19 protein-coding genes are annotated in these 24,139 nt (G+C 63.2%); 7 read left to right on the top strand and 12 right to left on the bottom strand.

What is annotated here, in order from left to right; translation table 11 throughout:
- Positions 1-65 precede the first annotated feature (65 nt).
- Complete coding sequence (locus tag ACQRBT_RS20400; RefSeq protein WP_412047306.1) at positions 66-1,100, top strand: alginate lyase family protein; 1,035 nt, start codon at positions 66-68, stop codon at positions 1,098-1,100.
- Positions 1,101-1,142: 42 nt separating this feature from the next.
- Complete coding sequence (locus tag ACQRBT_RS20395; protein ID WP_412047305.1) at positions 1,143-1,649, top strand: AAA family ATPase; 507 nt, start codon at positions 1,143-1,145, stop codon at positions 1,647-1,649.
- Here ACQRBT_RS20395 and ACQRBT_RS20390 read toward each other — a convergent pair.
- The 5 genes from ACQRBT_RS20390 to ACQRBT_RS20370 form a co-directional block, all read right to left on the bottom strand.
- The gene (locus tag ACQRBT_RS20390) at positions 1,633-2,049 is read right to left on the bottom strand and encodes an SRPBCC family protein (protein ID WP_104994070.1); all 417 of its coding nucleotides are present in this window, start codon (positions 2,047-2,049) and stop codon (positions 1,633-1,635) included. The genes ACQRBT_RS20395 and ACQRBT_RS20390 overlap by 17 nt on opposite strands.
- 24 nt (positions 2,050-2,073) lie before the next feature.
- A complete protein-coding gene (locus ACQRBT_RS20385; RefSeq protein WP_412047304.1) occupies positions 2,074-2,871 on the bottom strand; it encodes an SDR family NAD(P)-dependent oxidoreductase in 798 nt (265 codons plus the stop codon).
- A 120-nt stretch (positions 2,872-2,991) separates the two neighbouring features.
- Entirely contained in the window at positions 2,992-4,290 is a 1,299-nt protein-coding gene (locus ACQRBT_RS20380; RefSeq protein ID WP_412047303.1) for an NAD(P)/FAD-dependent oxidoreductase, read from the bottom strand.
- The gene (locus tag ACQRBT_RS20375) at positions 4,287-5,375 is read right to left on the bottom strand and encodes a polyamine ABC transporter substrate-binding protein (protein ID WP_090370399.1); all 1,089 of its coding nucleotides are present in this window, start codon (positions 5,373-5,375) and stop codon (positions 4,287-4,289) included. The genes ACQRBT_RS20380 and ACQRBT_RS20375 overlap by 4 nt, the downstream gene beginning before the upstream one ends.
- Before the next feature lie 23 nt (positions 5,376-5,398).
- Positions 5,399-6,757: a glutamine synthetase family protein gene (locus ACQRBT_RS20370; protein ID WP_161550304.1), complete on the bottom strand. Its 1,359-nt coding sequence runs from the start codon at positions 6,755-6,757 to the stop codon at positions 5,399-5,401.
- Between the two features lie 139 nt (positions 6,758-6,896).
- Between ACQRBT_RS20370 and ACQRBT_RS20365 the strand changes: the two genes are divergently transcribed.
- Positions 6,897-7,793: a helix-turn-helix domain-containing protein gene (locus ACQRBT_RS20365; protein ID WP_090370395.1), complete on the top strand. Its 897-nt coding sequence runs from the start codon at positions 6,897-6,899 to the stop codon at positions 7,791-7,793.
- 112 nt (positions 7,794-7,905) lie between these two features.
- On the opposite strand, the gene ACQRBT_RS20360 is transcribed toward ACQRBT_RS20365, so the two are convergent.
- Genes ACQRBT_RS20360 through ACQRBT_RS20350 form a run of 3 tightly spaced genes read right to left on the bottom strand, consistent with a single transcriptional unit; the run spans position 7,906 to position 11,030 of the window.
- A complete protein-coding gene (locus ACQRBT_RS20360; RefSeq protein ID WP_412047302.1) occupies positions 7,906-9,009 on the bottom strand; it encodes an acetoin dehydrogenase dihydrolipoyllysine-residue acetyltransferase subunit in 1,104 nt (367 codons plus the stop codon).
- A complete protein-coding gene (locus ACQRBT_RS20355; protein ID WP_412047301.1) occupies positions 9,006-10,025 on the bottom strand; it encodes an alpha-ketoacid dehydrogenase subunit beta in 1,020 nt (339 codons plus the stop codon). Before ACQRBT_RS20355 ends, ACQRBT_RS20360 begins: the two co-directional genes overlap by 4 nt.
- A gap of 24 nt (positions 10,026-10,049) precedes the next feature.
- Complete coding sequence (locus tag ACQRBT_RS20350) at positions 10,050-11,030, bottom strand: thiamine pyrophosphate-dependent dehydrogenase E1 component subunit alpha (protein WP_104994074.1); 981 nt, start codon at positions 11,028-11,030, stop codon at positions 10,050-10,052.
- 309 nt (positions 11,031-11,339) lie between these two features.
- Here ACQRBT_RS20350 and ACQRBT_RS20345 point away from each other — a divergent pair, with 309 nt between their 5' ends.
- Positions 11,340-13,214: a sigma-54-dependent Fis family transcriptional regulator gene (locus ACQRBT_RS20345; protein ID WP_412047300.1), complete on the top strand. Its 1,875-nt coding sequence runs from the start codon at positions 11,340-11,342 to the stop codon at positions 13,212-13,214.
- A 119-nt stretch (positions 13,215-13,333) separates the two neighbouring features.
- Positions 13,334-15,475 carry a TonB-dependent siderophore receptor gene (locus ACQRBT_RS20340; RefSeq protein ID WP_412047299.1) on the top strand — a complete coding sequence of 714 codons (2,142 nt, stop codon included), beginning with the start codon at positions 13,334-13,336 and terminating at the stop codon, positions 15,473-15,475.
- Here ACQRBT_RS20340 and ACQRBT_RS20335 read toward each other — a convergent pair whose 3' ends face one another.
- The 4 genes from ACQRBT_RS20335 to ACQRBT_RS20320 form a co-directional block, all read right to left on the bottom strand.
- The gene (locus tag ACQRBT_RS20335; protein WP_090370387.1) at positions 15,476-15,913 is read right to left on the bottom strand and encodes a carboxymuconolactone decarboxylase family protein; all 438 of its coding nucleotides are present in this window, start codon (positions 15,911-15,913) and stop codon (positions 15,476-15,478) included.
- Between the two features lie 94 nt (positions 15,914-16,007).
- On the bottom strand, positions 16,008-17,453 hold the full coding sequence (locus ACQRBT_RS20330) for a cyclic nucleotide-binding domain-containing protein (protein ID WP_060752456.1): 1,446 nt from the start codon (positions 17,451-17,453) through the stop codon (positions 16,008-16,010).
- Positions 17,454-17,626: 173 nt separating this feature from the next.
- On the bottom strand, positions 17,627-18,487 hold the full coding sequence (locus ACQRBT_RS20325; protein ID WP_412047298.1) for a pirin family protein: 861 nt from the start codon (positions 18,485-18,487) through the stop codon (positions 17,627-17,629).
- Between the two features lie 105 nt (positions 18,488-18,592).
- Positions 18,593-19,795 carry a multidrug effflux MFS transporter gene (locus tag ACQRBT_RS20320; protein WP_161550308.1) on the bottom strand — a complete coding sequence of 401 codons (1,203 nt, stop codon included), beginning with the start codon at positions 19,793-19,795 and terminating at the stop codon, positions 18,593-18,595.
- A 96-nt stretch (positions 19,796-19,891) separates the two neighbouring features.
- Here ACQRBT_RS20320 and ACQRBT_RS20315 point away from each other — a divergent pair, with 96 nt between their 5' ends.
- Together ACQRBT_RS20315 and ACQRBT_RS20310 are read left to right on the top strand one after the other, a co-directional pair.
- Positions 19,892-20,998 carry an efflux RND transporter periplasmic adaptor subunit gene (locus tag ACQRBT_RS20315; protein WP_412047297.1) on the top strand — a complete coding sequence of 369 codons (1,107 nt, stop codon included), beginning with the start codon at positions 19,892-19,894 and terminating at the stop codon, positions 20,996-20,998.
- Between the two features lie 2 nt (positions 20,999-21,000).
- Positions 21,001-24,084 (top strand): efflux RND transporter permease subunit, encoded by a 3,084-nt coding sequence (locus tag ACQRBT_RS20310; RefSeq protein ID WP_412047296.1) that lies wholly within the window; start codon positions 21,001-21,003, stop codon positions 24,082-24,084.
- Positions 24,085-24,139: the final 55 nt, after the last annotated feature.

Genomic DNA, 24,139 nt, shown 5'->3' with positions numbered 1-24,139 from the left:
AGTTTCATCAAACCCGGTCCAGCCCCATGCTAGCGTGGTCGCGTTCCAGCCCAGCCGAGCTTTTCATGAAAACCAACCGACTCGCCTTAATTGCGGCACTCGCCGTGTTGTCCCAGGGGGCCATCGCGGCCACTCTTTGCCAGCCGGTCGCCACCAGCCCGAATGCCAAGGTGTTGCTGGCGGCGGCGCAACGGCACTTGGGCGACACGCCCAACCCGCTGCCCCGTGTGCATACCGAAGGGACCTTGCCCAACCAGGGTATCCGCGAGCAGAGCATCGCCGCCGAAAAGGACTGGCCGATCATGCGCCAGGCCGCGCTGGCCTGGCGCATGAGTGGCGACCCGCGCTACCTCAAGCAAGTCGATAACGACCTGGCCGCCTGGGCCGACGTGTATCAACCGGACTTCAACCCCATCGACGAAACCAACCTCGACATGCTGATCAGCGCCTACGCGCTCACCGCCGACCACCTGCGGCTGGAGACCCGCGACGCCAGCCGTCGCTTGATCCAACGCCTGGGCAACGGCTACATCGCGCAGATCCAGCAATTTCACGGCGCGAAGAAAGGCACCCAGACCAATAACTGGCAGAGCCATCGCGTCAAGCTGGTGACCGTTGCCGCCGCCGCACTGGGTGATCGGCCGATGCTGGAGCAGGCGCTGCAACTGTTTAAACAGCAGATCACCGACAATGTCCTGCCCGATGGTTCGGTGACCGACTTCCAGGACCGCGACGCTCTGCATTACGTGGTCTACGACCTCGAACCGCTGGTGCAGGCCGCACTGGCGGCGAAACCCTACGGCATCGGCGGCGACTGGTTGAAGCTCAGCGCCAACGGCGCTTCCCTGGGGGCTGCGCTGGACTGGCTGGTGCCCTATGCCAACGGCCAGCGCAGCCACCAGGAGTTCGTGCACACCCATGTGCAATTCGACAAAGACCGCGCCAACGTCGGTGAAGCCGGCTACAGCGGCACCTGGCAACCCAAGAGCAGCGCCACGCTGTTCTGGTTGGCGGCACAACTGGACAGCCGTTACCTGCCGGTGGCCAAACAATTGGCCGAGCACCCGGCGGACTGGATCAGCGCCTGCTATTTGAAGTAGACATCGCTAGACTGGCTGCGCCCACTCTTCGAAGGATCGACCATGCTTATTGTCTTCAGCGGCCTGCCCGGCACCGGCAAGACCACCATTGCCCGGGAACTGGCACGCCGGCTGAGTGCGGTTTACTTACGTATCGATGTGATCGAGCAGGCGCTGCGCGAGGCGGCCGTATTGGCCGGCGAGGTGGGGGCCAGCGGCTACCACGTGGCGAATGCGCTGGCCCTGAGCAACTTGCGCTTGGGGCTTGGAGTGGTCGCCGACTGCGTAAACCCCGTCGAAGAAAGCCGGCAAGCCTGGCGCGCCGTGGCGACGACGGCGAGCGTCGAGCTGATGAATATCCAAGTGACCTGCTCGGATCGCCAGAAACACCAACGTCGCGTGGAAACCCGCACAGGCGATATCCCAGGGCTGACGCCGCCGACCTGGCAGGCCGTTGCGGCCCACGAGTACGTCGCCTGGACCGAGCCGACGTTGACGCTCGACACCGCGAACGTCACGCCGGACCAGTCACTGGCGCTGATCCTCGAACGGCTCAGCCGGGGAAGTTAGCCCGCAGCGCCTCAAGCCCGCCGCGGTAGACCCCGGCGAACAGCGCTTCAACCTGCTCATCCGTGGTGCCGGCCGCCGGGGTGAACACGCCGGACCAGGTCGCCTTCGCCGACGTGTCAGTCAAGGCTTCAACCTGCAAGGTCGCGAGGTACGCCGACACCGGGAACGGCGACTGTTCGATGGTGTAGCTGTAGGTGCGCGCCACGTTGTCGAACGTCTGCAGACGCTCGACCACCACACCGCCATCGGCCGCTTGCAGATGACGCACACGGCCGCCTTCGCGGGTTTCGCTCTTGACGATCAAGGGCAGCCACTCGGGCAGCGCATCGAAGCCGCCGACCAATTGCCAGACCTCATCGGCCGATGCCGGTATTTCAATCACGCAAGCTGCTGTTGCCACGGGTCATACTCCATTGCAGAAAAATCAGATCGCCATGCTGTCGACGACACCACCATCGACTCGCAACGCCGCACCAGTGGTGGCCGACGACAGCGGTGAAGCAATGTACGCCACCAGGTTCGCCACTTCATCCACATTGGCTGCGCGCTGGATGATCGACGTCGGCCGGGCGTTTCGCACAAACACATCCGCTTCATCCCGGGCACTGCGTCCGGATTTGGCCGTGGCGTCCTTGAGCATCTGCTCCAGGCCATCGGTAAAGGTCGGTCCCGGCAGGATCGCGTTGACCGTCACACCGGTGCCCGCCAGGCGTTTGGCCAAACCATGGGACACCGCCAGGTTGGCACTTTTGGTCACGCCGTAGTTGATCATGTCGGCCGGGATCGCAATGCCGGACTCCGAAGACACGAAGATCACCCGGCCCCAGCCCTGCGTCACCATGCCCGGCACATAATGCCGCGCCAGGCGCACGCCGGAGATCACGTTGACCTCGTAGAAACGCGCCCACTCGCTGTCGGGCGCGTCGAAGAAGTCCACATCATTGAAGATGCCCAGGTTGTTGACCAGGATGTCGGCATGCGGCTCGGCGGCGAACAGTTTTTCTGCGCCCTCCAGGGTGCCGAGGTCGGCGACCACGCCACGCAGGTCCGCTCCCGGCACGTCCTGGCGAATGCTTGCCAGCGCCGCATCCACCTTGCCCGCCTCTCGCCCGATCACCACCACGGTGGCGCCGGACTGCGCCAGGGCGCGGCCGATGCCCAGGCCGATCCCGGCGGTGCTGCCGCTGACGATGGCGACTTTGCCACTCACATCAATATTCATCATCGAAATCCTCACGTTGAATCAACCAGTCTCAGGGTCGTCATGACCGTTGAAAAGATCCTAGACGGCAAAGATCGGACCGTCCAAGACATACTGCGACCAACTTGAGTCCTTCAAGGTCTAGCCAGCGACAAGCCCGCGCAAACGCAAGCCGAGCATGCCCAGGGCTAACAACGGTGATCGCAACAGCTTGCCACCGGGGAAGGTCATGTGCGGCACGCGACTGAACAGGTCCAGGCCCCGGCTCTGCCCGGCATGAATGCCTTCGGCCAGCAAGCGCGCGCACCAGTGGGTCACGTTGAGCCCATGCCCGGAATAGCCCTGGGCATAGAACACGTTAGGGTACTGCTGCAACCGCCCGACCTGGGGAAAGCGATTGGCGGTAATGCCGATCTTACCGCCCCACTGGAACTCGATAGCGGTGCTGGCCAACTGCGGGAACACCTTGAGCATCTTCGGTTGCATGTACGCCGCGATGTCGGCGGGGTCGCGTCCCGAATAATGACACGCGCCCCCGAACAACAGGCGGCGATCAGCTGAAAGGCGGTAGTAATCCAGGCCGATTTTCTGGTCGCACAGCGCAAGGTTTTGCGGGATCAGTTGCCTGGCCTGCGTTTCGCTCAACGGTTCGGTCGCGATGATGTAACTGCCCGCCGGCAACACCTTGCCGCTCAGGCGCGGTTCCAACTCCTCCAGGTGGGCATTGCACGCCAGCACCAGGTGGCCGGCGCGCACCGTGCCGCCCGCGCAACGCACCTGTACCCTGTCGCCGTGGATCAGCTCCAGCACCGGGCTGTGCTCGAAAATCCGCACCCCGAGGGCCTCGGCCACGCGGGCTTCGCCCAGCACCAGATTGAGCGGGTGCAGATGCCCGGAGCCCATGTCCACCAGGCCACCGGCATACACCGTGGAGTCCACCACCTGCGCCATCGCGTGGCGTGGCACCAGACGGGTTTCGGGGGTGTACCCCAACTGCGCCAGGTGTTCCTGCTCACGCGTGAACGCAGCGAACTGCGCCGGGGTGTTGGCCAATTCGCAAAAGCCCCAGCGCAGGTCGCAGTCGATGCCGTGCTCGCGGATGCGCTCGCCGACCAGCGCCACCGAATCGATGCCGGCACGCTCCAGGTACGCCACGCCCTCCTCGCCGATGTACTTGGCGAACCCCGAGACATCGTGGCCGATGCCGCGAATCAACTGCCCGCCATTGCGCCCGCTGGCGCCCCAACCGATGCGCCGGGCCTCCAGCAGGATCACCGAAAGCCCGCGCTGGGCCAGCTCGATGGCGGTATTGACGCCGGTGAAGCCACCGCCGATCACACAGACATCGGCGTCAAGATCCGCGTCCAATACCGCACGCTCAGGCATGGCATTGGCCGTCGCCCGGTAATAGGAACGGGCGTGCTCACTGGACTGCATCATTTGTTGGTCTTCACTTTGCTCCAGGCGCGGGTCATCAGGCGCATGGTCGCCGGGGTTGGCGTGGTGGAAATATAGAGTTTGTCGAGCACCGCCTGGGGTGGGTAAACCTCAGGGTTGTTCACCAGTTCCGGGGCCATGAACGGCTTGGCCGCGGGGTTGGCGTTGGCATACCCCACCGAGGCACTGACCTTGGCGATCACCTCGGGGTCCAGCAGGTAGTTGATGAAGGCGTGGGCTTCTTTGACGTTGCCGGCGTCGGCGGGAATGGCCAGCAGGTCGAACCACAGGTTGGAGCCTTCCTTGGGGATCGAATAGGCGATGTTCACCCCGTTCTTGGCTTCCTTGGCACGGTTGGCGGCCTGGAACACGTCGCCGGAATACCCGAACGCCACGCAGATGTCACCGTTGGCCAGGTCCGAGATGTACTTGGAGGAATGGAAGTAGGTGATATACGGCCGCAGCGTCAGCAGCTTGGCTTCCGCCTCCTGGTAATCCTTGGGGTTCTCGCTGCGGGGGTCCTTGCCCATGTAGTTGAGGATCGCCGGGAACAGCTCGTCCGCCGAGTCGAGGAAGGCCACGCCGCACTGGTTGAGCTTCTTGATGTTTTCCGGCTCGAACAGCACCGCCCACGAGTCGATATGGTCGATGCCCAGCACCTGCTTGACCTTGTCGACGTTATAGCCGATGCCGTTGGTGCCCCACAGGTAGGGCACCGAGTGCGCGTTGCCTGGATCATTTTTCTCGAGCAGCGCGAGCAACTTGGGGTCCAGGTTCTTGAAGTTGGGCAACTGCGCACGGTCGAGCTTGAGGAACGCCCCCGCTTTCACCTGCCGTGCCAGGAAGTGGTTGGACGGCACCACCACGTCATAGCCGGTGCGCCCGGCCAGCAGTTTGCCCTCCAGGGTTTCGTTGGAGTCGAATACGTCGTAGATCACTTTTATCCCGGTCTTGGCCTGGAAATCCGCCAAGGTGGTGTCGCCGATGTAATCGGTCCAGTTGTAGACACTCACCGTTTGCGCCGCCTGGCTGGTGCTGCTGAAGGCGGCTACCAGGGCCAGCGGGAGAAGCTTTTTCACAAGACGCATATCGACACCCCTTTTTTGGTTTTTTAGACGCTCAACAACAGGAACTCACGCTCCCAGGAACTGATCACGCGCTTGAAATTCTCATGCTCGGCGCGCTTGACCGCGACGTAGCCCCGCACGAACTTGTCGCCCAGGTAGTGCTTGACCGTGTCGCAATCCTCCATCCGCGCCAGCGCGTCTTCGAGGGTGAACGGCAGGCGCAGGTTGCGGCGCTCGTAGGCACGCCCTTCAACCGGCGCACTCGGCTCGATCTGTTCGACCATGCCCAGGTAGCCGCACAGCAAGCTCGCGGCAATCGCCAGGTAAGGGTTGGCATCGGCGCCGGGCAGGCGGTTTTCCACGCGCATGGCGTCGGGGCTGGAGGTGGGCACGCGCAGGCCGACGGTACGGTTTTCTTCACCCCACTCGACGTTGACCGGCGCCGAGGTGTCCGGCAAAAAGCGCCGGAACGAGTTCACGTTGGGTGCAAACATCGGCAGCAGCTTGGGGATGTACTTCTGCAAACCGCCGATGTGGTGCAGGAACAAGGTGCTCATCTTGCCGTCGCCATCGACGAATACCGGTTTGCCGGTGGCGATGTCCACCACGCTCTGGTGCAGGTGCATGGCGCTGCCCGGCTCGTCGGCCACCGGCTTGGCCATGAAGGTGGCGGCGACGTTGTGCTTGAGCGCGGCTTCGCGCAGGGTGCGCTTGAACACGGTGATCTGGTCGGCCAGGTCAAGGGCGTCACCATGACGGAAGTTGATTTCCATCTGTGCCGGGCCGTCTTCGTGGATCAGCGTATCGAGGTCCAGGCCCTGGGCTTCGCACCAGTCGTAGACGTCTTCGAACAGCGGGTCGAACTCGTTGGCGGCGTCGATGGAAAACGACTGGCGGCCGGTTTCGGCGCGCCCGGAACGGCCCACCGGGGTTTTCAGCGGCAGGTCCGGGTCTTCGCAACGCTGGGTCAGGTAGAACTCCATTTCCGGCGCGACAATCGGCTGCCAGCCGCGCTCGGTGTAGAGCTGCAATACCTTCTTCAGGACGTTGCGCGGCGACAGCTCGATGGGGTTGCCCTGCTTGTCGAAGGTGTCGTGGATCACGATCGCGGTGGGCTCTATGGCCCAGGGCACCACATAGGTCGCGTTGGATACCGGGCGGCACACCATGTCGATGTCGGCCGGGTCGAGCAGGTCGTAGTAGATATCGTCGTCGACGAAGTCCCCGGTCACCGTTTGCAGCAACACACTTTCCGGCAGGCGCATGCCTCGCTCATGCAGGAACTTGTTGGTGGGCGCAATCTTGCCGCGTGCGATGCCAGTCAAATCACTGATCACGCATTCGACTTCGGTAATCTTGTGTTCTTTCAGCCAGGCGGACAGCTGATCGAAGGGGGCGTTCATAAGGACCTCGTCATGGGTGGGATACACACGCCGGCTTGTACTCTCGGCGCATTGAGGTCTATCTTGGGCCAGCCTCCAACAGGCATCTATCCACTTTGCACGAACCATAACGCACCAATAGAGTGCGCCAAGGTCATTCATGACACAGGCAACCGCTTTGCGCGTACAGGCCTTCACCACCGGTGATGTGGCCGCTCAATGCAATGCAACACCCGGCTGGGTGCAGCAGTACCAGCAGATGTCACCGGGGCATTTTGCCGGGCAGGTCCGCTACCTCGACCTGCAAGGTGTGCAGGTGTACGAAGAGTGCATGAACACCCGCGTGGAACAGCATTTCAATGCACCGCCGGGCTCGCTGGCGTTCTGTTTCGACGGCAGCGACAACGCGCTGTACATGCTCAATGGCGAAAGCCGCAACACCTGGATCACCCCGGAAAACTACCGTGAGGTGGCCGTGGTATTCGGCCCGCAGTTCGTGCAGCGCCAAGGGTTGGACGTGGCGAAGCTGGACGGTTTGTTCATGGCGCCGCTGACCTGCCGGCAAAACGCGCTGTTCACCCGCTGGCTCAGCGGCACCCTGACGCGCTTGTCCGCCGTCAGCGACCCGATCAGTCGCGACGCCCTCACCCAGCAACTGCTCGATGACTGCCTGTTCATTCTCGATAACGCCTGCGTGTGCCTGGACGACAGTTCATTGCAACGTCGCAGCGCCGAACGCCAGTTGATGGCGCGCATCGGGGCTTGGGCGGCGGATGCGCCGGATGAAACCGTCAACCTGCTGGAACTGGCGCAGATTGCGGGGGTGCCGCTGCGTCAATTGCAGCAGGGCTTCAAGACCTACACCGGGATGAGCCCGGCGCAGTGGTTGCGCTTGCGCCGCTTGAATGGCGCCCGGCGGGAGTTGTTGAACTCGCCGGGAACGACCGTGGCCCAAGTGGCAATGAACTGGTCGTTCTGGCATTTGGGGCGGTTTTCCAATAGCTACCGTGCCCTGTTCAAGGAATTGCCCAGCGAAACCCTCAAGCGTCACGGTTGAAACTGTAGGAGCGAGCTTGCTCGCGAAAAACCTCAACGATACCCCGTGTTGCCTGAATCAACGCGGCGCCTGTGAGTGCTTCGCGAGCAAGCTCGCTCCTACCCTGGATGCCTCAAGGCTGTGACTTGAGAAACGCCGCCATCAACAGGTTGACCCGCTCCGCGGCCTCCAACTGCACCATATGCCCCTGCCCCGACAGGATCTCTACCCGGGCCTGCAACCCCTCGGCGTGGTTGGCCGGGATGATTGCATCGTCACTGCCCCAGATCACCAGGCTCGGTTGCCGCCCCACCACCTTGCGCAAATCCAGCGTCTGCCGCCCGCCGTCGAACAACTTGGCATTGAGCTGCCGCAACGCCTGATCCACCCCTTCCAGGCGCTTGAACTTGAGCATGTCCTCGAGCATCTGCCGCGTCACCAATGCGGGGTCGCTGAACAGCTGGGTCAATTGCGGCTTGAGCGCGTTGCGGTGGTTGGCCTCGACAAAGCCTTGCAGGTAATCACCATTGATATCCGGTCCCAGGCCGGCGCTGGCGATCAGCGTCAGTGAAGCAATACGCTCGGGGGCCTGGTCGGCGAGCGTCAGCGCGACCAACCCACCCATGGAGTGGCCCGCCAGGTGCACGCGGTCGAGTGCAAGGTGATCGAGCAACGCCAACACCGCATGGCTCAACTCGTGTGCATCCGCACTTTGCAGGTGCTTGCCCGACTCGCCATGCCCTGGCAGGTCGAGCGCGATCACGCGGCGTTCGGCGGCCAATGCCGGCTGGTTGAACAGCCAGTTGTTCAGGTCACCGCCGAAGCCATGGATCAGCACCAACGGTGTGGCGCCCTCGCCCAGGTCGAGATAGCGCAGCAAACGCCCGCCCAGTTCAACCTTCTGCGCGCTGGGGCCAGACGCTTGGACTTCATCCGCGCTGGCGACAAACCCGGCGTTGAAGCTTTCGATCACTGCATCAATCTGCGCGTCGGTGGCCTCGCCCTCCACCACAATCCCCAGCAACGCCCCCACCGGCAACGTCTCGTCGCTCTGCGCCAGCACCCGGCGCAGTACGCCATTAAACGGCGCCTCGACGCTGCTGGAGATTTTGTCGGTCTCCACGTCCAGCACCGCCTCGCCCTTCTCCACCCGGTCCCCGGGTTGCTTGAGCCAGATGTCGATACGGCCCTCGGTCATCGACAGCCCCCACTTGGGCATGGTCAAGGTATGGATCATGCGGCGGTCCTCTTGTCGGCGATCTTCAGCACCGCGGCTTCGATCTTCGCGGCGTTGGGGATGTACAGGTCTTCCAGCGCATCGGAAAACGGCACCGGCGTGTGCGGCGCCGTGATCATCTGGATGGGAGCACGCAGGCATGAAAACGCCTCCTGCGCCACCAACGCACTGATATCCGTGGCGATGGAACAACGTGGGTTGGATTCGTCGATCACCACCAGGCGCCCGGTTTTCTCGACGCTTTCCAGGATGCTGTCTGCGTCCAGCGGGCTGGTGGTACGCAGGTCGAGCACTTCGCAATCGATGCCTTGGCGCGCCAGGTTGGCGGCGGCTTCCAGGGCGATATGCACCATGCGCCCGTACGTGACCAAGGTGACGTCCTGGCCTTCGCGCACAAAGTTGGCTTCGCCGAAAGGCACGGTGTACAGCTCTTCCGGCACTTCGCCTTGCAGGCTGTAGAGCATCTTGTGCTCGAGGAAGATCACCGGGTCGTTGTCGCGGATAGCCTGGATCAGCATGCCCTTGGCGTCATAGGGCGTGGCCGGGCACACCACCTTGAGCCCGGGAATGTGCGTCCACATCGAGGTGAGCATCTGCGAATGCTGGGCGGCGGCGCGCAGGCCGGCACCGTACATGGCACGCATCACCAACGGCGTGGTGGTCTTGCCGCCGAACATGTAGCGGAACTTGGCGGCCTGGTTGAGCAACTGGTCGAGGCAGCAGCCGATAAAGTCGACGAACATCAACTCGCACACCGGGCGCATGCCGCGGGTGGCGGCGCCCACCGCCATGCCCACGTAACCGACTTCGGACAACGGCGCGTCCAGCACGCGGTCGGGAAATTGCGGATACAGGCCCTTGGTAACTCCCAACACACCGCCCCAGGCGTCCTGCTCGCCGGGCGAGCCGGTGCCGCCGCAGACGTCCTGGCCAATGATGAAGACGCTCTGGTCGCGGCGCATTTCCTGGGCCAGGGCTTCGTTGATCGCCTGCTGATAGCTGATTTTGCGAGCCATAAAATTCTCTCCACGTAGTTGTTGTTATGAGTGGTACGCGACGTACACATCGCTGAGCAGGTCGGCGGCCTGAGGCTTGGGGTCGGACTTGGCCAGGCGCACAGCGTCGTCAATCAACTGCGCTACCTCACGGTCGATGCGCTCCAGTTGCGCGACTTCCAACCAGCCTTCGGCGTCGCAACGCTGACGGAACAGCGTCAGGCAATCGTGGGATTCACGCAGGTTTTTCACTTCATCGGGGCCGCGATAGGTTTGCGCATCGCCTTCGAAATGGCCGTAGAAGCGGCTCAATTTGACTTCCACCAGGGTCGGCCCCTGACCGCTGCGGGCACGCTCCACCGCGACGCCGAGCGCTGCATGCACCGCGAAGAAATCATTGCCATCAACGATCACCCCCGGCATGCCAAACCCTACGGCACGCTCGGCGATGTCCTTGCAGGCTACCGACCAGCCGGAACCGGTGGCCTCGGCATAGCCGTTGTTTTCGGCAACGAACAGGCAGGGCAGCCGCATGATCGCAGCCAGGTTCATCGCCTCGAATACCGCCCCCTCGTTGGAGCCACCGTCGCCAAAGAACGCCACGGCCACGCCTTGGCTACCCTTGAGTTTGGCGGCCAGCGCCGCACCGGCCGCCAACGGCGCACCGGCCCCGACGATGCCGTTGGCACCGAGCATGCCCTTCTCCTGATCGGCGATGTGCATGGAGCCGCCCTTGCCGCCACACACGCCGGTTTTCTTGCCGTAGATCTCGGCCATCATGCCGAACACATCGACGCCCTTGGCGATGCAATGCCCGTGGCCACGGTGGTTGGAAGCAATGCAATCTTCATCGTTGAGGTGGGCCATGACCCCGGCGGCGCAGGCTTCCTGCCCGGCGTACAGGTGCACAAAGCCTGGGATCTCGCCGGTGGCGAACTCCACGTGCAGGCGTTCTTCAAAATCACGGATGGTGCGCATCACGGTGTAGGCATGCAGCAATTGATCGGTGGACAGGTGAGTGGACATCTTGTTGTTCTCCAGGTTGTCTCGACACACAAAAGGCTGGCTTCGACCAGCTACAGGCCCTTCAGCACAGCCTGTGCCAAGGCCTTGGAAAACCTCGCAAACACCAGATCCAGAGCGGCGCCGCCAGCCTGTGCCCACGCCCCGGGCCAGCGCCGCATGAGACGCGGCAGTGCAATACGCAAGCAGCGTCTCGCGCCGGATGAGACGCTGCGTCTCACGCCAGGCATTTGGTCAGGCTGCCCTTGTCCCTCCCGGCGCATACGCGCTTAATGGCGGGCATAACAACAAGGATCGAGAACCGGAGGCCTTATGCTCGCCGCGAACTCAAGGGGGCTGACCCCCAAGGAGCATGTCGACTGCGTCAGCCGCGTGGTGCGCAATGCCGATCGCCTGCCCCAGGCGCCGGTACCGTCGGTGATCTTCGACTCCTGGCGCCGCTCCATGGAGCAATACCACCTGGACCCAGGTTCGCTGCAAGGGCCACGCATCCTCACCGAACCCTTGCTCAAGGAATGCCGCGAACGTGCCGAGCTGTTCATGCGCATCGCCAGCGAAGCCGTCGGCCAGTTGCATCACCGCGTGCGTCACGCCGACTATTGCGTGATGCTCACCGACGCTCAGGGCCAGACCATCGACCATCGCGTGGACACCACGATTCGCAGCGACTGCCGCAAGGCCGGCCTGTACCTGGGCACCTGCTGGTCGGAAGCCGAAGAAGGCACCTGCGGCGTGGCCACGGTGCTGACCAGCCAGTCGGCGGTGACGGTGCATAAACGCGACCACTTCCGCGCCGCGTTTATCGGCCTGACCTGCTCCGCCGCGCCGATTTTCGATCCCCAGGGCAACCTGCTGGGCGTGATGGACGCCTCAGCCTTGCAGTCGCCGGACGACCGCCGCAGCCAGCACCTGGTGCGCCAGCTGGTGGCGCAGAGTGCGCAGGCCATCGAGAATGCCTTCTTCATGCACAGCGCTCGCCAGCACTGGGTGCTGCAAGCCCACAGCACACCGGGTTACGTTGATAGCCAGCCTGACCTGCTGCTGGCCTGGGACCAGGACGGTCGCCTGCAGGCGCTCAACAGTAAAGCCCGCCAAGCCCTGCGCCGACGCTTCGGCCAGGTGCCGGCGCATATCGGCGAAGTGTTCGACCTGGAGGCGTTGCGCGCAGTGACGGATCAACACGCCCAGCAACTGCATTGGCTGGGCGAACCGGGCGCGCTGCACGTACGCGTCAATGCCCCGCGGCGCCAGCCGGTACGCGCCGCAACGGTGGCGCAGGTGGACGCGCGCGTCGAAGAGCATTTGCGCCTGGCCGTGCGGGTCAAGGACCGCAACCTGCCGGTGCTGGTACAAGGTGAAACCGGCGCCGGCAAGGAAGTCTTCGCCCGCCAGTTGCATGCACAAAGTGCTCGCCGCAATGGGCCGTTCGTGGCGGTGAATTGCGCAGCGATTCCGGAAAACCTGATCGAGAGCGAACTGTTCGGCTATGTGGCCGGGGCATTTACCGGCGCCTCCAGCAAGGGTATGCCGGGGTTGCTGGTACAAGCCGATGGCGGCACGCTGTTCCTCGACGAAATCGGCGATATGCCGCTGGCACTGCAAACGCGGCTGCTGCGGGTGATGGCCGAAGGCGAAGTGGCGCCGTTGGGCGCGGCAAAGGCGCGCCATGTGGATATCCAGGTGATCTGTGCCAGCCACCGCGACTTGGCGGAATTGGTCAGCCAAGGGCGCTTTCGCGAAGACCTGTACTTTCGCCTCGGTTGTGCGCGCTTCTGCCTGCCGCCATTGCGCGAGCGTACCGACAAGCTGGCGTTGATCAACCGACTGCTGGAACAGCAAGCGCGCAACAGCGGCGTGACGCTGGGCCTCAGCGAGGCGGCACTCCAGGCGCTGCTTGGTTATGCCTGGCCGGGCAACGTGCGGCAATTGCAGCATGTGCTGGCGTATGCCTGTGCGGTGTGCGAAGGCGATACCTTGCAATTGGCGAATTTGCCGGTGGAGGTGCGCGGGGAACAGGTTGAGGCACGGGTGCAACAGAGTGTCAGCCCGGAACGCCAGGTCGTGCTGGACGCGCTGATTCGACATCGTTGGAAGCCGCTGCCGACGGCGCAGGCGTTAGGGATTTCGCGGGCGACGCTGTATCGCCGGGTCAACCGGTTGGGCATCGACATGCCCGGCAAGCGATGATCTGACGCGAACAGCCCGCGCCTGCAAAAAAGTCTTCCGTGACTGATATTTGGGCTTGCCCACTGCCGCATTGCCCCCTAGCTTATGCGCCCCCTCCCCGCGCTTTAAGGCCCTGCCCCATGGTTTTGCGTTTTCGTCCCGTCGCTCCTTCACATTTTGCCCTCGGCCTGCTGCTCAGCGGCGGCATCGGCAACAGCCTGGCGGCTGAAATAGAGCTGCCGGCGGTGAAGGTCCAGGGCCAGGAAGCATCCGGCTACCGCAGCGACACAGCCTCGGTCGGCGGCTTCACTGAAACGCCATTGCTGGACACCCCGGCCTCGATCACAGTGATCAACGCCGCCATGCTCAAGGACCAGCAGGCCCACCTGCTCAGCGAAGTGCTGCGCAACGACGCCGCAGTGGGTGACAGCTATGCGCCCATTGGCTATTACGAAAACTTTGTAGTGCGCGGCTTTTCGCTGAATGCGGCGAGCAGCTACAAGATCAACGGGCGCACCATCACCGGCGAGCAGAACGTCGCCCTGGAAAACAAGCAGCAGGTGGAAGTGCTCAAGGGGCTGGCCGGCTTGCAGAGTGGCATCTCCGAGCCCGGCGGCGTGATCAACTATGTGACCAAGCGCCCGGAGGATGTGCGCTCGGTCAGCGTTTCCAGTGACGATCGTGGCAGTGGTTATGTCGCCACCGACGTCGGTGGCTGGTTCGGCAGCGAACAGCAATTTGGCCTGCGCGCCAACGTGGCCCATGAAGACCTGCACAGCTATGTGGAGCATGCCAATGGCCAGCGTGATTTCGTGTCCCTGGCGTTCGACTGGAATATCAGCCCCGATGCCGTGCTGCAACTGGATGCGGAATACCAGAACAAGCAGCAGCGTTCGGTGCCGGGCTATCAGTTGCTCGGCGGCACCGAAGTGCCCCATGACGCGTCGCCGAAAAAACTGCTCGGCCATCAAACCGGCGGCCGCCAGGTCGGTATCGATTCGTTGAACCTCAACGGCAAGTTCGAGTACCGCTTCAGCGACCAGTGGACAGGCACCGTCAGCGCGGCACGCAGCAAGGTGGTGATTGACGATTACAGCTCGTTTGCCTGGGGCGGCGACACGACGGGCCTGGGCAACTATTTTTCTGCGCAAGGCGATTACGGCATCTACGACTACCGCAGCCCCGACGACACGCGCCGCGATGACGAAGTGCAAGCGGCCATGACCGGGCTGTTCGACACGGCGGGCCTGGGCCATGAGCTGACCTTCGGCACCAGCGCGTTCCGCCGGGTGATCGACAAGCGCAAACCGGTCAACGAGTACATCGGCAGCGGCAATATCAACGAAGATGCGCCGAGTTTCCCAGCCACCGACGTCCCGTTGAACGACAGCCACCGTAACCTCGACAGCCGCCAGTACGGCCTGTTCGTCACCGACCGCATTCGTTTCAACGAGCAATGGCAGACGATTCTCGGCGGACGTGAAGTGCGCCTGGATGAAAAAGCCTTCGACAGCGATGGCAACCCGGCGCGTCATACCCAGCAGTCTGTGTTTCTGCCCCAGGCGTCGTTGATCTATAAACCGATTGAAAACCTCTCGCTGTACACCAGCTACAGCAAGGGCCTGTCCCTGGGCGGGAGCGCGCCGTGGTTCGCAACCAATGCCGATGAAACCCTCGCCCCGACCACCTCGCGGCAAATCGAAGCCGGTGTGAAATACGACTGGCGCCGTATCAGCTTCGCCGCCGCCGTGTTCCAGACGCGCCAGGCCTATCAGTACGCCAAACCCGAAAATGGCCAGTTCACCTACGTGCAACAAGGCCGGCAGCAGAACACCGGGCTGGAGTTGTCAGCCAACGGCTGGGCCACTGAGCGCCTGCAAATCGCCACCAGCGTGGCGGCGATCCGTGCCCGGGTGGACGGCAGCGGCACGCCGGCTTACGAAGGCCATCAAGCGATCAACGTGCCCAAGCTGCGCGCCAGTGTGTACGCCGACTATGCCTTGCCGTGGGTCAACGGCCTGGCGGTACTCGGCGGCGTGCAATACAGCGCCAAGAAGTACGCCAATCGCAGCGGCAACGTGGAGGTGGGGGATTATGCGGTGGTCAATGTGGGCAGCCGCTACACCACCCGGCTCGACGGCTATGAAACGGTGTTTCGCCTGAGCGTCGACAACCTGTTCGACAAGCGCTACTGGCGCGACGCGGGCGAGTACCTGGGCGATGACTACCTGTTCCAGGGCGCGCCCTTGACGGCGCGCCTGAGTGCCTCGGTCAATTTCTGATTACTTGGGCATCTTGCGAAAGCCCACTGCCAGGCGGTTCCAGCTGTTGATCGTACTGATCGCCACGCTCAGGTCGACCTGCTCCTGTGGGCTGAACTCAGCCGCCAGTGCGCTGTAGTCGGCGTCGGCGGCGTGGGTCTGGCTGATCAGGGTCAGGCTTTCGGCCCAGGCCAGGGCGGCACGCTCACGGGGGGTGAAGAAGGGTGTTTCGCGCCAGGCCGACACGGTGTACAGGCGGCGCTCGGTTTCACCGCCCTTGCGCGCATCGGCGGTGTGCATGTCGAGGCAGAAGGCGCAGCCGTTGATCTGCGACACGCGCAGGCGCACCAGCTCCAGCAACGGCAGTTCAATGGACAGTTTGCCAACGGCGGCTTCCAGGGCAAGCATGGCTTTCATGGCATCTGGGGACGCGGTGTAGAAATCGGTACGGGCCTGCATGGTGATACTCCGGGAACGGTGGGAACGCTGAGCAGATTAGTCAGCGCGGCGTCCCGGAGAAATAGCCAATTCGGGCGAAGAACAGGTGACCAATCTACAGGCCACGGTTGCGCAGCCACTGCAGGAACCCGGTCTTTACCGGCGCTACCGGTGTGGCTTGAGTCAAGGTCTGGGCCGCGTGCAGGCGGAAGTCGAGCAAGGCTTTCATGGCCTCGCTGATGTCATGCCGCGCATCCAGGCAAGGCTTGAGGTATTCCTTCTCGACGCGGTACAGGGTGCAGTAGGTCTTGGCCAGGAAGTCTGCCGGCACGCCTTGATCGGACAGAATCCCCGCTTCGCCAATCACCTCACCTGGCCCCATGCGCCCGGCTTCGAATTTGCGCCCATCCTTGGTCAGCATGACCGAGACCACACCGGAGGCGACGATGAACAAGTGGTCGCTGACCTCTCCCGCCGGCAAGATCATCTCGCCGCTACGAAACGATTGCAGGACCATGTTCTGGCTGAAGGTGTCCTTTTCTTCCTGGCGCAGGGTGGAGAAAATCGGCGACCGCTCCAACAGTGCCCGCGCCCCGGACACCAAGCTTGGCGCGCTGCTTTCGGTGGCGGACAACAGGCTGACGCCCGCAGCCTGCAGATGGCGGAATGCCAGGTCATACAGTTGGTTGCGCACATCGCGCTTGAGGCCCATGGCCGGCACGAAACCACTGATCTCATATTCGACGCCGCCACTGCCCGAGGACTTGAATGCCACGCTTGGGGCAGGCGTGGCCAGCAACGGCCGGCACCCGAGCATCGCCCGTTCCAATGCTTCGATCACAGTTTGCGGGCGCGCGTGGGGGCTCACTTGCAGGCTGACCGCCAACCCGAACATGTCCGCCGGGCGTGAGAAGTTGATGATCTTGGCTTTGGCCGCCAGGGAGTTGGGAATCACCGCCAGGCTGCCCTGGGAGGTTTGCAGGCGCGTGGCGCGCCAGTCGATATCCGTGACGCGGCCTTCGGTGCCGTCGATGGAAATCCAGTCATCGAGTTGATACGGCTTGGTGGTGTTGAGCACGATCCCGGAAAACACATCGCTCAAGGTGCTCTGCAGCGCCAGGCCGACGATGATCGCCACCGCGCCGGAGGTGGCGAGCACCCCCTTGACCGGCAGGTCGAGCACATAGGCCATGGCCGCGATGATCGCGATCAGGAAAATCACCGCGCCCATCAGGTCCTGCAACAGCCGCCCGGTGTGACCGACCCGCTGCATCATCACGGTGCCGAGCAACACCGTGAGGGTGCGCGCCGCGAACAGCCACCAGCCGATCTGCAGGGCCGTGGCGGCCAGGTGCAAGGTGGTGTCGTCGGCATAGGGCGCCAGTTGCATGGGGTTCATGCCGTCGTTGAACAGCACGGCACTGAAAACCGCGAAAATCACCAACCGCGCCGCCAGCTTCCAACTGGCCAGGTTGACGGAAATCAGCCGCCACACAGCAATGTCGATAAAGATCAGCGCCAACGCGCAGAGCATGGGGTGTTCAGCGATAAATGTGGGCATCCAGGCGACTCCAGGGCGAATGCGCAGAAGATCGCATGAAATAGACAGATCAGGTATAGCGCCAAGCAAAATGTGGGAGCGGGCTTGTTGTGGTGAAGGGGCTTGCTCGCCACAACAAGCTCCCCAGCCACAACAAGCCCGCTCCCACAGGGGGGTTGCGACAACCCTTGGCTTCACATCCGCCCAAACTTGCCCGACTGGAAGTCAACAAACGCCTGGTGTATTTCCTGCTCGGTGTTCATCACGAACGGACCGTGGCCGACGATGGGTTCGTCGATCGGCTCGCCGCTGAGCAGCAGCACCTTGGCGTCGTCGTTGGCCTCCAGGGTCAGCTGGCTGCCATCGCGCTCGAACAAGGCTAACTGGCCTTGGCGTGCGACTTCCTCACCGTTGACCAGCACCGTGCCGCGCAGGATCACCAACGCGGTGTTGCGCCCGGCATGCAGGTCCAGCGTCAGCGCTTTACCGGCGTTGAGGCGCAGGTCCCACACGTCAATCGGCGTAAAGGTGCGCGCCGGGCCCTGGGTGCCGGCGAACTCACCGGCAATCAGGCGCAGTTGCCCGGCGCCGTCAGCCAACGGCAGCAGCGGAATGTCGCCATTGACGATGGTCTGGTAGCCCGCGTCGGCCATTTTGTCCTTGGCCGGCAAGTTGATCCACAGTTGCACCCCCTCCAGTGTCCCGCCGCTGCGGGCAAAGGCTTCGGAGTGGAACTCCTCGTGGAGGATGCCTTTGGCCGCCGTCATCCACTGCACATCACCAGGGCCGATTTTGCCGCCGGCCCCCGTGGAATCGCGGTGCTCGACTTCGCCGTCGTAGACGATGGTCACGGTTTCAAACCCACGATGAGGGTGCTGTCCGACGCCACGACGTTGCTCGGTGGGGGTGAAATCGGCAGGGCCTGCGTGGTCCAGCAACAGGAATGGGCTGATGTGCTTGCCCATGGTGTCGTAGGAAAACAGCGTACGCACCGGGAAGCCGTCGCCGACCCAGTGGGCGCGGGGGCTGGTGTAGATACCGATCAGTTTTTTCATGGTGTACCTCCAAAGTGCATACACCTTAAATCCGATACCAATTGAGCGCTAGATAGCAGCCACAGCTCTTACTGTCCCACAGGTGAGACAATCAACCGCTTATGGCTAGGCAGCCGCCAGCGCCGGCCGGCGCTCACGCAACAGGTGAAACGCGACGAATGCCGCCACCGCAAAACTGGCCTCGAGCATGATCATGGGCACGGCGCTGCCATCGCGCAGTTGGCTCAACAACAAGCCGCTGCAGGTTGCGCCGAACATCTGGGAAAAGCCCATCAAGCCGGCGGCCAGGCCGGCGCGGTGGGCATTGGGCATCACCCCACCGGTGACCGAGCCTGGCAACACCAGCCCACCGCCGAGGGTGACCAGCGCAATCGGCAGGTCCAAGCCGACGACCGAGAGGCCGAACACTGCGTAAATCAACACGGCCGACAGACCGCCCACAGCCACTATCGTCACGCCCATCGCCACAATCCGTTGCGCGCCCAGGCGCAGGATATTGCGCCGGGTGTAGGTGGAACCGAGGATCAGCATCGACACGATCAGGCCGAAGTTGATGCCGTATGCAAGGCTGCTGAAACCCAAAAGGTTGATAAACACCGCCGAGGAGCCGGCAATCACTGCAAACATGGCGCCATAGGTACAGGCGAGCGCGACGGCGTAGGCGCGGTATTGGCGGCTTTTGAGCAAATCCAGGTATTGCCCGCCCAGCGTGCGCCAATGACCGGCCTTGGGATCGAGGGAATGGTTGCTCTCGCGGAAAAACAGCAGCGCCAGCAGCAACACCGCGCTACCGATGAGCAACGAGAGGACGATAGGCGCGCGCCAACCGAAGAGTTTGATCAGCAGGCCGCCGATCATCGGTGCGACCACAATGGCGTAGAGCATGCCGATCATGGTCAACGCCAGGGCCGGGCCCGCCTCGGCTTTCCAGACATCGCGCACCACCGTGCGCGCCAACACCAGCGCGGCGCAGGCGCCCAGCCCCTGCGCGACCCGGGCGGCAATCAATTGGTGAATGTCGCTGACCAACAGCATCGACAACGTGGCCAGCGCATACAGGACCAAGCCGCCGATCAGCACGGGACGGCGACCTATGCGGTCCGACAGCGGGCCAAACAGCAGTTGCCCAAGGCCAAACGCCGCGACAAATGCCGACATCGCCATCAATGCCGAACCGGGCGGCGCCGCCAGCGCCTGCTCGATAGAGCCCAGGCCCGGGATGATCAATTGGGTCGAGACTTCACCCAGTGCCGTCAGGGCAACCAATAAAAACAACAAACTGCGTGAGGGTGTCGGGGCGTTTGCCATGGGGATGATCCGGGGCTGGATTAATTTATATTTCGACCATAATATGAGCAAAAAATTATGTCCATAATTTTCTGCTCGATCCCCCTGGAGCCCATCATGAACCCTCTAGCCCTGCGTCTTCTCACCTCCCTGGCCTTGCTGAGCGTCCTCGCCGGTTGCAACAGCAAGGCCGATACCGCCGCCGAAGTGCCCGTGCCCCGCCCGGTATTGGCGGCCAAGGTCGAGGCCGCCGGCACCCAGCAAAGCGCCTACACCGGCGTGGTGGCAGCCCGTACCGAAAGCGACCTGGGCTTCCGGGTGGGCGGCAAGGTCATTGAACGCAAGGTCGACCCCGGCCAGCATGTCTCGCGTGGCGATACGCTGCTGGTATTGGATATCGGCGATTTCGAACTGGCCCTGCGCTCGGCGAAAAACCGCGTCAACGCCGCCCAGGCGCAGTTGCGCCAACGCCGTGACGACGAAAACCGCTACCAGCGCCTGGCCAGTACCGGCGCCGTGTCGCGGCAGATTTTCGACCAGTCGGCGACCAACCTGCGCGTCGCCGAAGCCGAGTTGGCCGCGGCGCAATCGGATGCCAGCCAGATCGAAAACCGGCGCACCTACTCGGTACTCAAGGCCGACGGTGACGGCATCATCACCGACGTCCGCGTGGATCGCGGCCAGGTGGTCGCCGAAGGGCAAATCGTCGCGCGGCTGGCCCACGATGGCGCCCGTGAAGCCATCGTCAACCTGCCGGAAACCCAGCGCGACCAAGCCTCGCAAAAGGCCTTGGCGTTCCCCTTCGGCGCCCCGGAACAAGCCCTCACGGCCACCCTGCGGGAGTTGTCCGCCAGTGCCGACCCGGTCACCCGCACCTACCGCGCCCGCTTCGTGCTGCATGGCGGCGTCGAGCGTTTCGCGCTCGGTTCCACCATCACCGTGCGCCTGCAAGGCAGCGGCCAGGCCCAGCAAACCCGCGTGCCCATCGGCGCGCTGCTGGACGCCGGACATGGCAGCGGCGTGTGGGTGATCGGTGATAACGACAAGGTCCACTTCGCCCCGGTGCAAGTCGCCAGCCTCGGCCAGGAAGACGCCCTGCTCGACAGCGGCGTGAGCCCCGGGCAAATCATCGTCGCCCTCGGCGCGCACCTGCTACACGAGGGTGACGCGGTGCGCCTGCTGCCGGCCCAAGCCCTGGCCCTCAACCGTAAACAGGACCATTGAGCATGCGTGGCATCAACCTCTCCGAACTGGCCGTGAAGCACCGTGCGGTCACGCTGTTCTTGATCATTGCGATCCTCGCCGCCGGGGTCTTCTCGTTCGGCAAACTGGGGCGCGCCGAAGACCCGTCGTTTACCGTCAAGGTCATGACCATCAGCGCGGCCTGGCCCGGCGCAACCGCCCGGGAAATGCAGGAACAGGTGGCCGACCGCCTGGAAAAGCGCCTGCAGGAACTGGACTACTACGACCGCGTCGAGACCATCGCCCAACCGGGTTTCGTGTCGATGCGCATGACCTTCAAGGAGTCCACGCCCCCCGGCGAGCTCCAGGACCTGTTCTACCAGGCCCGCAAAAAGCTCAGCGATGAAGCCGCCAAACTGCCCAACGGCGTGGTCGGGCCGTTCTTCAACGACGAATATTCCGATGTGTACTTCGCCTTGTACGCCCTGGAAGCCGAGCACCTGCCCCACCGCCAGCAGGTGCAGATGGCCGAAACGCTACGCCAGCAGTTGCTGGACCTGCCGGGGGTGAAGAAGGTCAATATCCTCGGTGAGCAGGCGCAACGGGTGTTTGTCGAGTTTTCCTATGAACGCCTGGCAACCCTGGGCATCAAGCCGGACCAGATCTTCGCCGCCCTCGCCGCACAAAACGCAGTGGCGCCGTCCGGCTTTGTGGAAACCGCCGGGGCGCGCGCCTATATCCGCATCGACGGTGCCTTTGACAGCCTGTCGCTGATTGAAAACGTACCGCTGGAAGCCAACGGACGTGTGCTGCGCATCGCCGATGTGGCCAGCGTCAGCCGCGGGTATGAAGACCCGCCCAGCTACCGCATCCGCCACCAGGGCGACCCGGCGCTGATGCTCGGCGTGATCATGGAGAAACACTGGAACGGCCTGGAGCTGGACAAAAGTCTCAAGGCCGAGGAAACCAGGATCCAGGCCGACCTGCCGCTGGGCGTGAACTTCGCCAAGGTCTCCGACCAGGCGAAAAACATCAGCCTGGCGGTCAATGAATTCATGCTGAAATTCTTCGTCGCGCTGGCCGTGGTCATGGTGATCAGCCTGCTGGCCCTGGGCTTTCGCGTCGGGTTGGTAGTGGCCGCTGCGGTGCCGCTGACCTTGTCGGTGGTGTTCGTGATCATGCTGCTCACTGGGCGTGAGTTCGACCGTATCACCCTGGGTGCGCTGATCATATCCCTGGGCTTGCTGGTGGATGACGCGATCATCGCCATTGAAATGATGGTGGTGAAACTGGAGGAAGGTTTTGATCGGATTCACGCCGCCACCTTCGCCTGGAGCTCCACCGCCGCGCCGATGCTCACCGGCACCCTGGTGACGATTATCGGCTTTCTGCCGGTGGGGTTTGCCCGCTCGGCCGCGGGGGAATACGCCGGCAATATTTTCTGGATTGTCGGCTTTGCATTGATTTCCTCCTGGCTGGTGGCGGTGGTATTCACACCGTACCTGGGCGTGAAGCTGCTGCCGCAGATCAAACCGGTGCCCGGTGGCCATGACGCGATCTACGCCGGGCGCTACTACCGCAAACTGCGTAGCTTGGTCGAAGCCTGCGTACGTGGGCGCTGGCTGGTAACCGGCCTTGTGGTCGCAGCCTTTGTACTGTGCGGGCTGGGCATGGCCGTGGTGAAGAAACAGTTCTTCCCCAACTCCGACCGTTCCGAGTTGATTCTTGAGGTGTACATGCCGCCCGGCAGCGCGTTCAAAGCCACCGAGGCGGTGGCGGCGCAGTTGGAAAAAGCCCTGTTGCAAGAGCCGCAAACCAGCCTGGTGGACACTTATGTGGGCGGCGGCGCGCCACGGTTTTTCCTGTCGCTGAACCCGGAATTACCCGACCCGGCTTTCGCCAAGCTGATCGTGCAGACCCCGGATTCGCATGCTCGCGATGCGTTGAAATTGCGCATGCGTGAGCGCATCGCCGCCGGTGAATTTCCGGCGGCCCGTGTGCGCGTGACGCAGTTGCTGTTCGGCCCGCCGGTGCCGTTCCCGGTGGTGTTCCGCGTGTCCGGGCCGGATGTGGATGTGCTGCGCGGCGTGTCCGAAGAGGTGCGTCGTGTGGTGGCCGCCAACAAGCTGACCAAGGAAGCCTTCCTCGACTGGGGCGAGCGCACCAGCACTTATCGCCTGGTCCTGGATCAAGATCGCCTGCGCCTGCTGGGTTTCACCCCCAATGAGGTCAAGTCCCAGCTTAACGCCTTGCTCAGCGGCAACCCGATCACCGAAGTGCGCGAAGGCAACCGCACCGTTGCCGTGGTCGCCCGCGCCCAGGGCAGCCAGCGCGAGAACCTCGGCAACCTCAACAACATGACCCTGACCAACAGCGCCGGCACTTCGGTACCGCTGGCCCAGGTCGGGCAGTTCCAGGCCGTGATGGAAGAGCCGATCCTCAAGCGCCGCAACCGTGCGACGACCGTGGAAGTACGCGCCGATATCATCGACAGCGTGCAACCGCCCGACGTGGAAATGGCCGTGTACAAGGACCTGCAACCACTGATCGCCAAGCTGCCTGCCGGCTACCGGATCGACATCGGCGGCCCGGTGGAGGAAAGCGCCAAAGCCAACGTCGCGCTGGCGGCGCTGTTCCCGATCATGATCCTGCTGACCCTCACGGTGATCATGTTCCAGGTGCGCTCGTTCGGCGTGATGTTCATGGTGTTCGCCACCGCGCCTTTGGGGTTGATCGGCGCGGTGCCGACGTTGCTGTTGTTCAACCAGCCGTTCGGGTTCAACGCAATCCTGGGCTTGATCGGCATCGGCGGGATTCTGATGCGCAACACGCTGATCTTCACCGACCAGATTCGCCAGAACCAGGAACAGGGCATGGCGATTCGCGAGGCGATCGTCGAAGCCACCGTGCGACGAGCCAGGCCGGTGATCCTCACCGCGCTGGCGGCGGCGCTGGCCTTCATCCCGCTGACGTTCTCGGTGTTCTGGTCGTCCCTGGCGTATGTGCTGATTGGCGGGGTGTCGGTGGGCACCGTGTTGACGCTGTTGTTCCTGCCGGCGCTGTGCAGCCTGGTGCTGGGGCGCAAGCACACAGACTCCGTCGAAACATCCCACACAAGCGCCGGATAAGCTCTACTCCCCTCCCCTGAAAACCTCTGCAAAGTCCCTCGCCTGAATACACAGT

This window comes from Pseudomonas sp. R19M, assembly GCF_050312585.1.
GTDB lineage: Bacteria > Pseudomonadota > Gammaproteobacteria > Pseudomonadales > Pseudomonadaceae > Aquipseudomonas > Aquipseudomonas palleroniana.
This window is presented reverse-complemented; position numbering and strand designations above follow the sequence as displayed.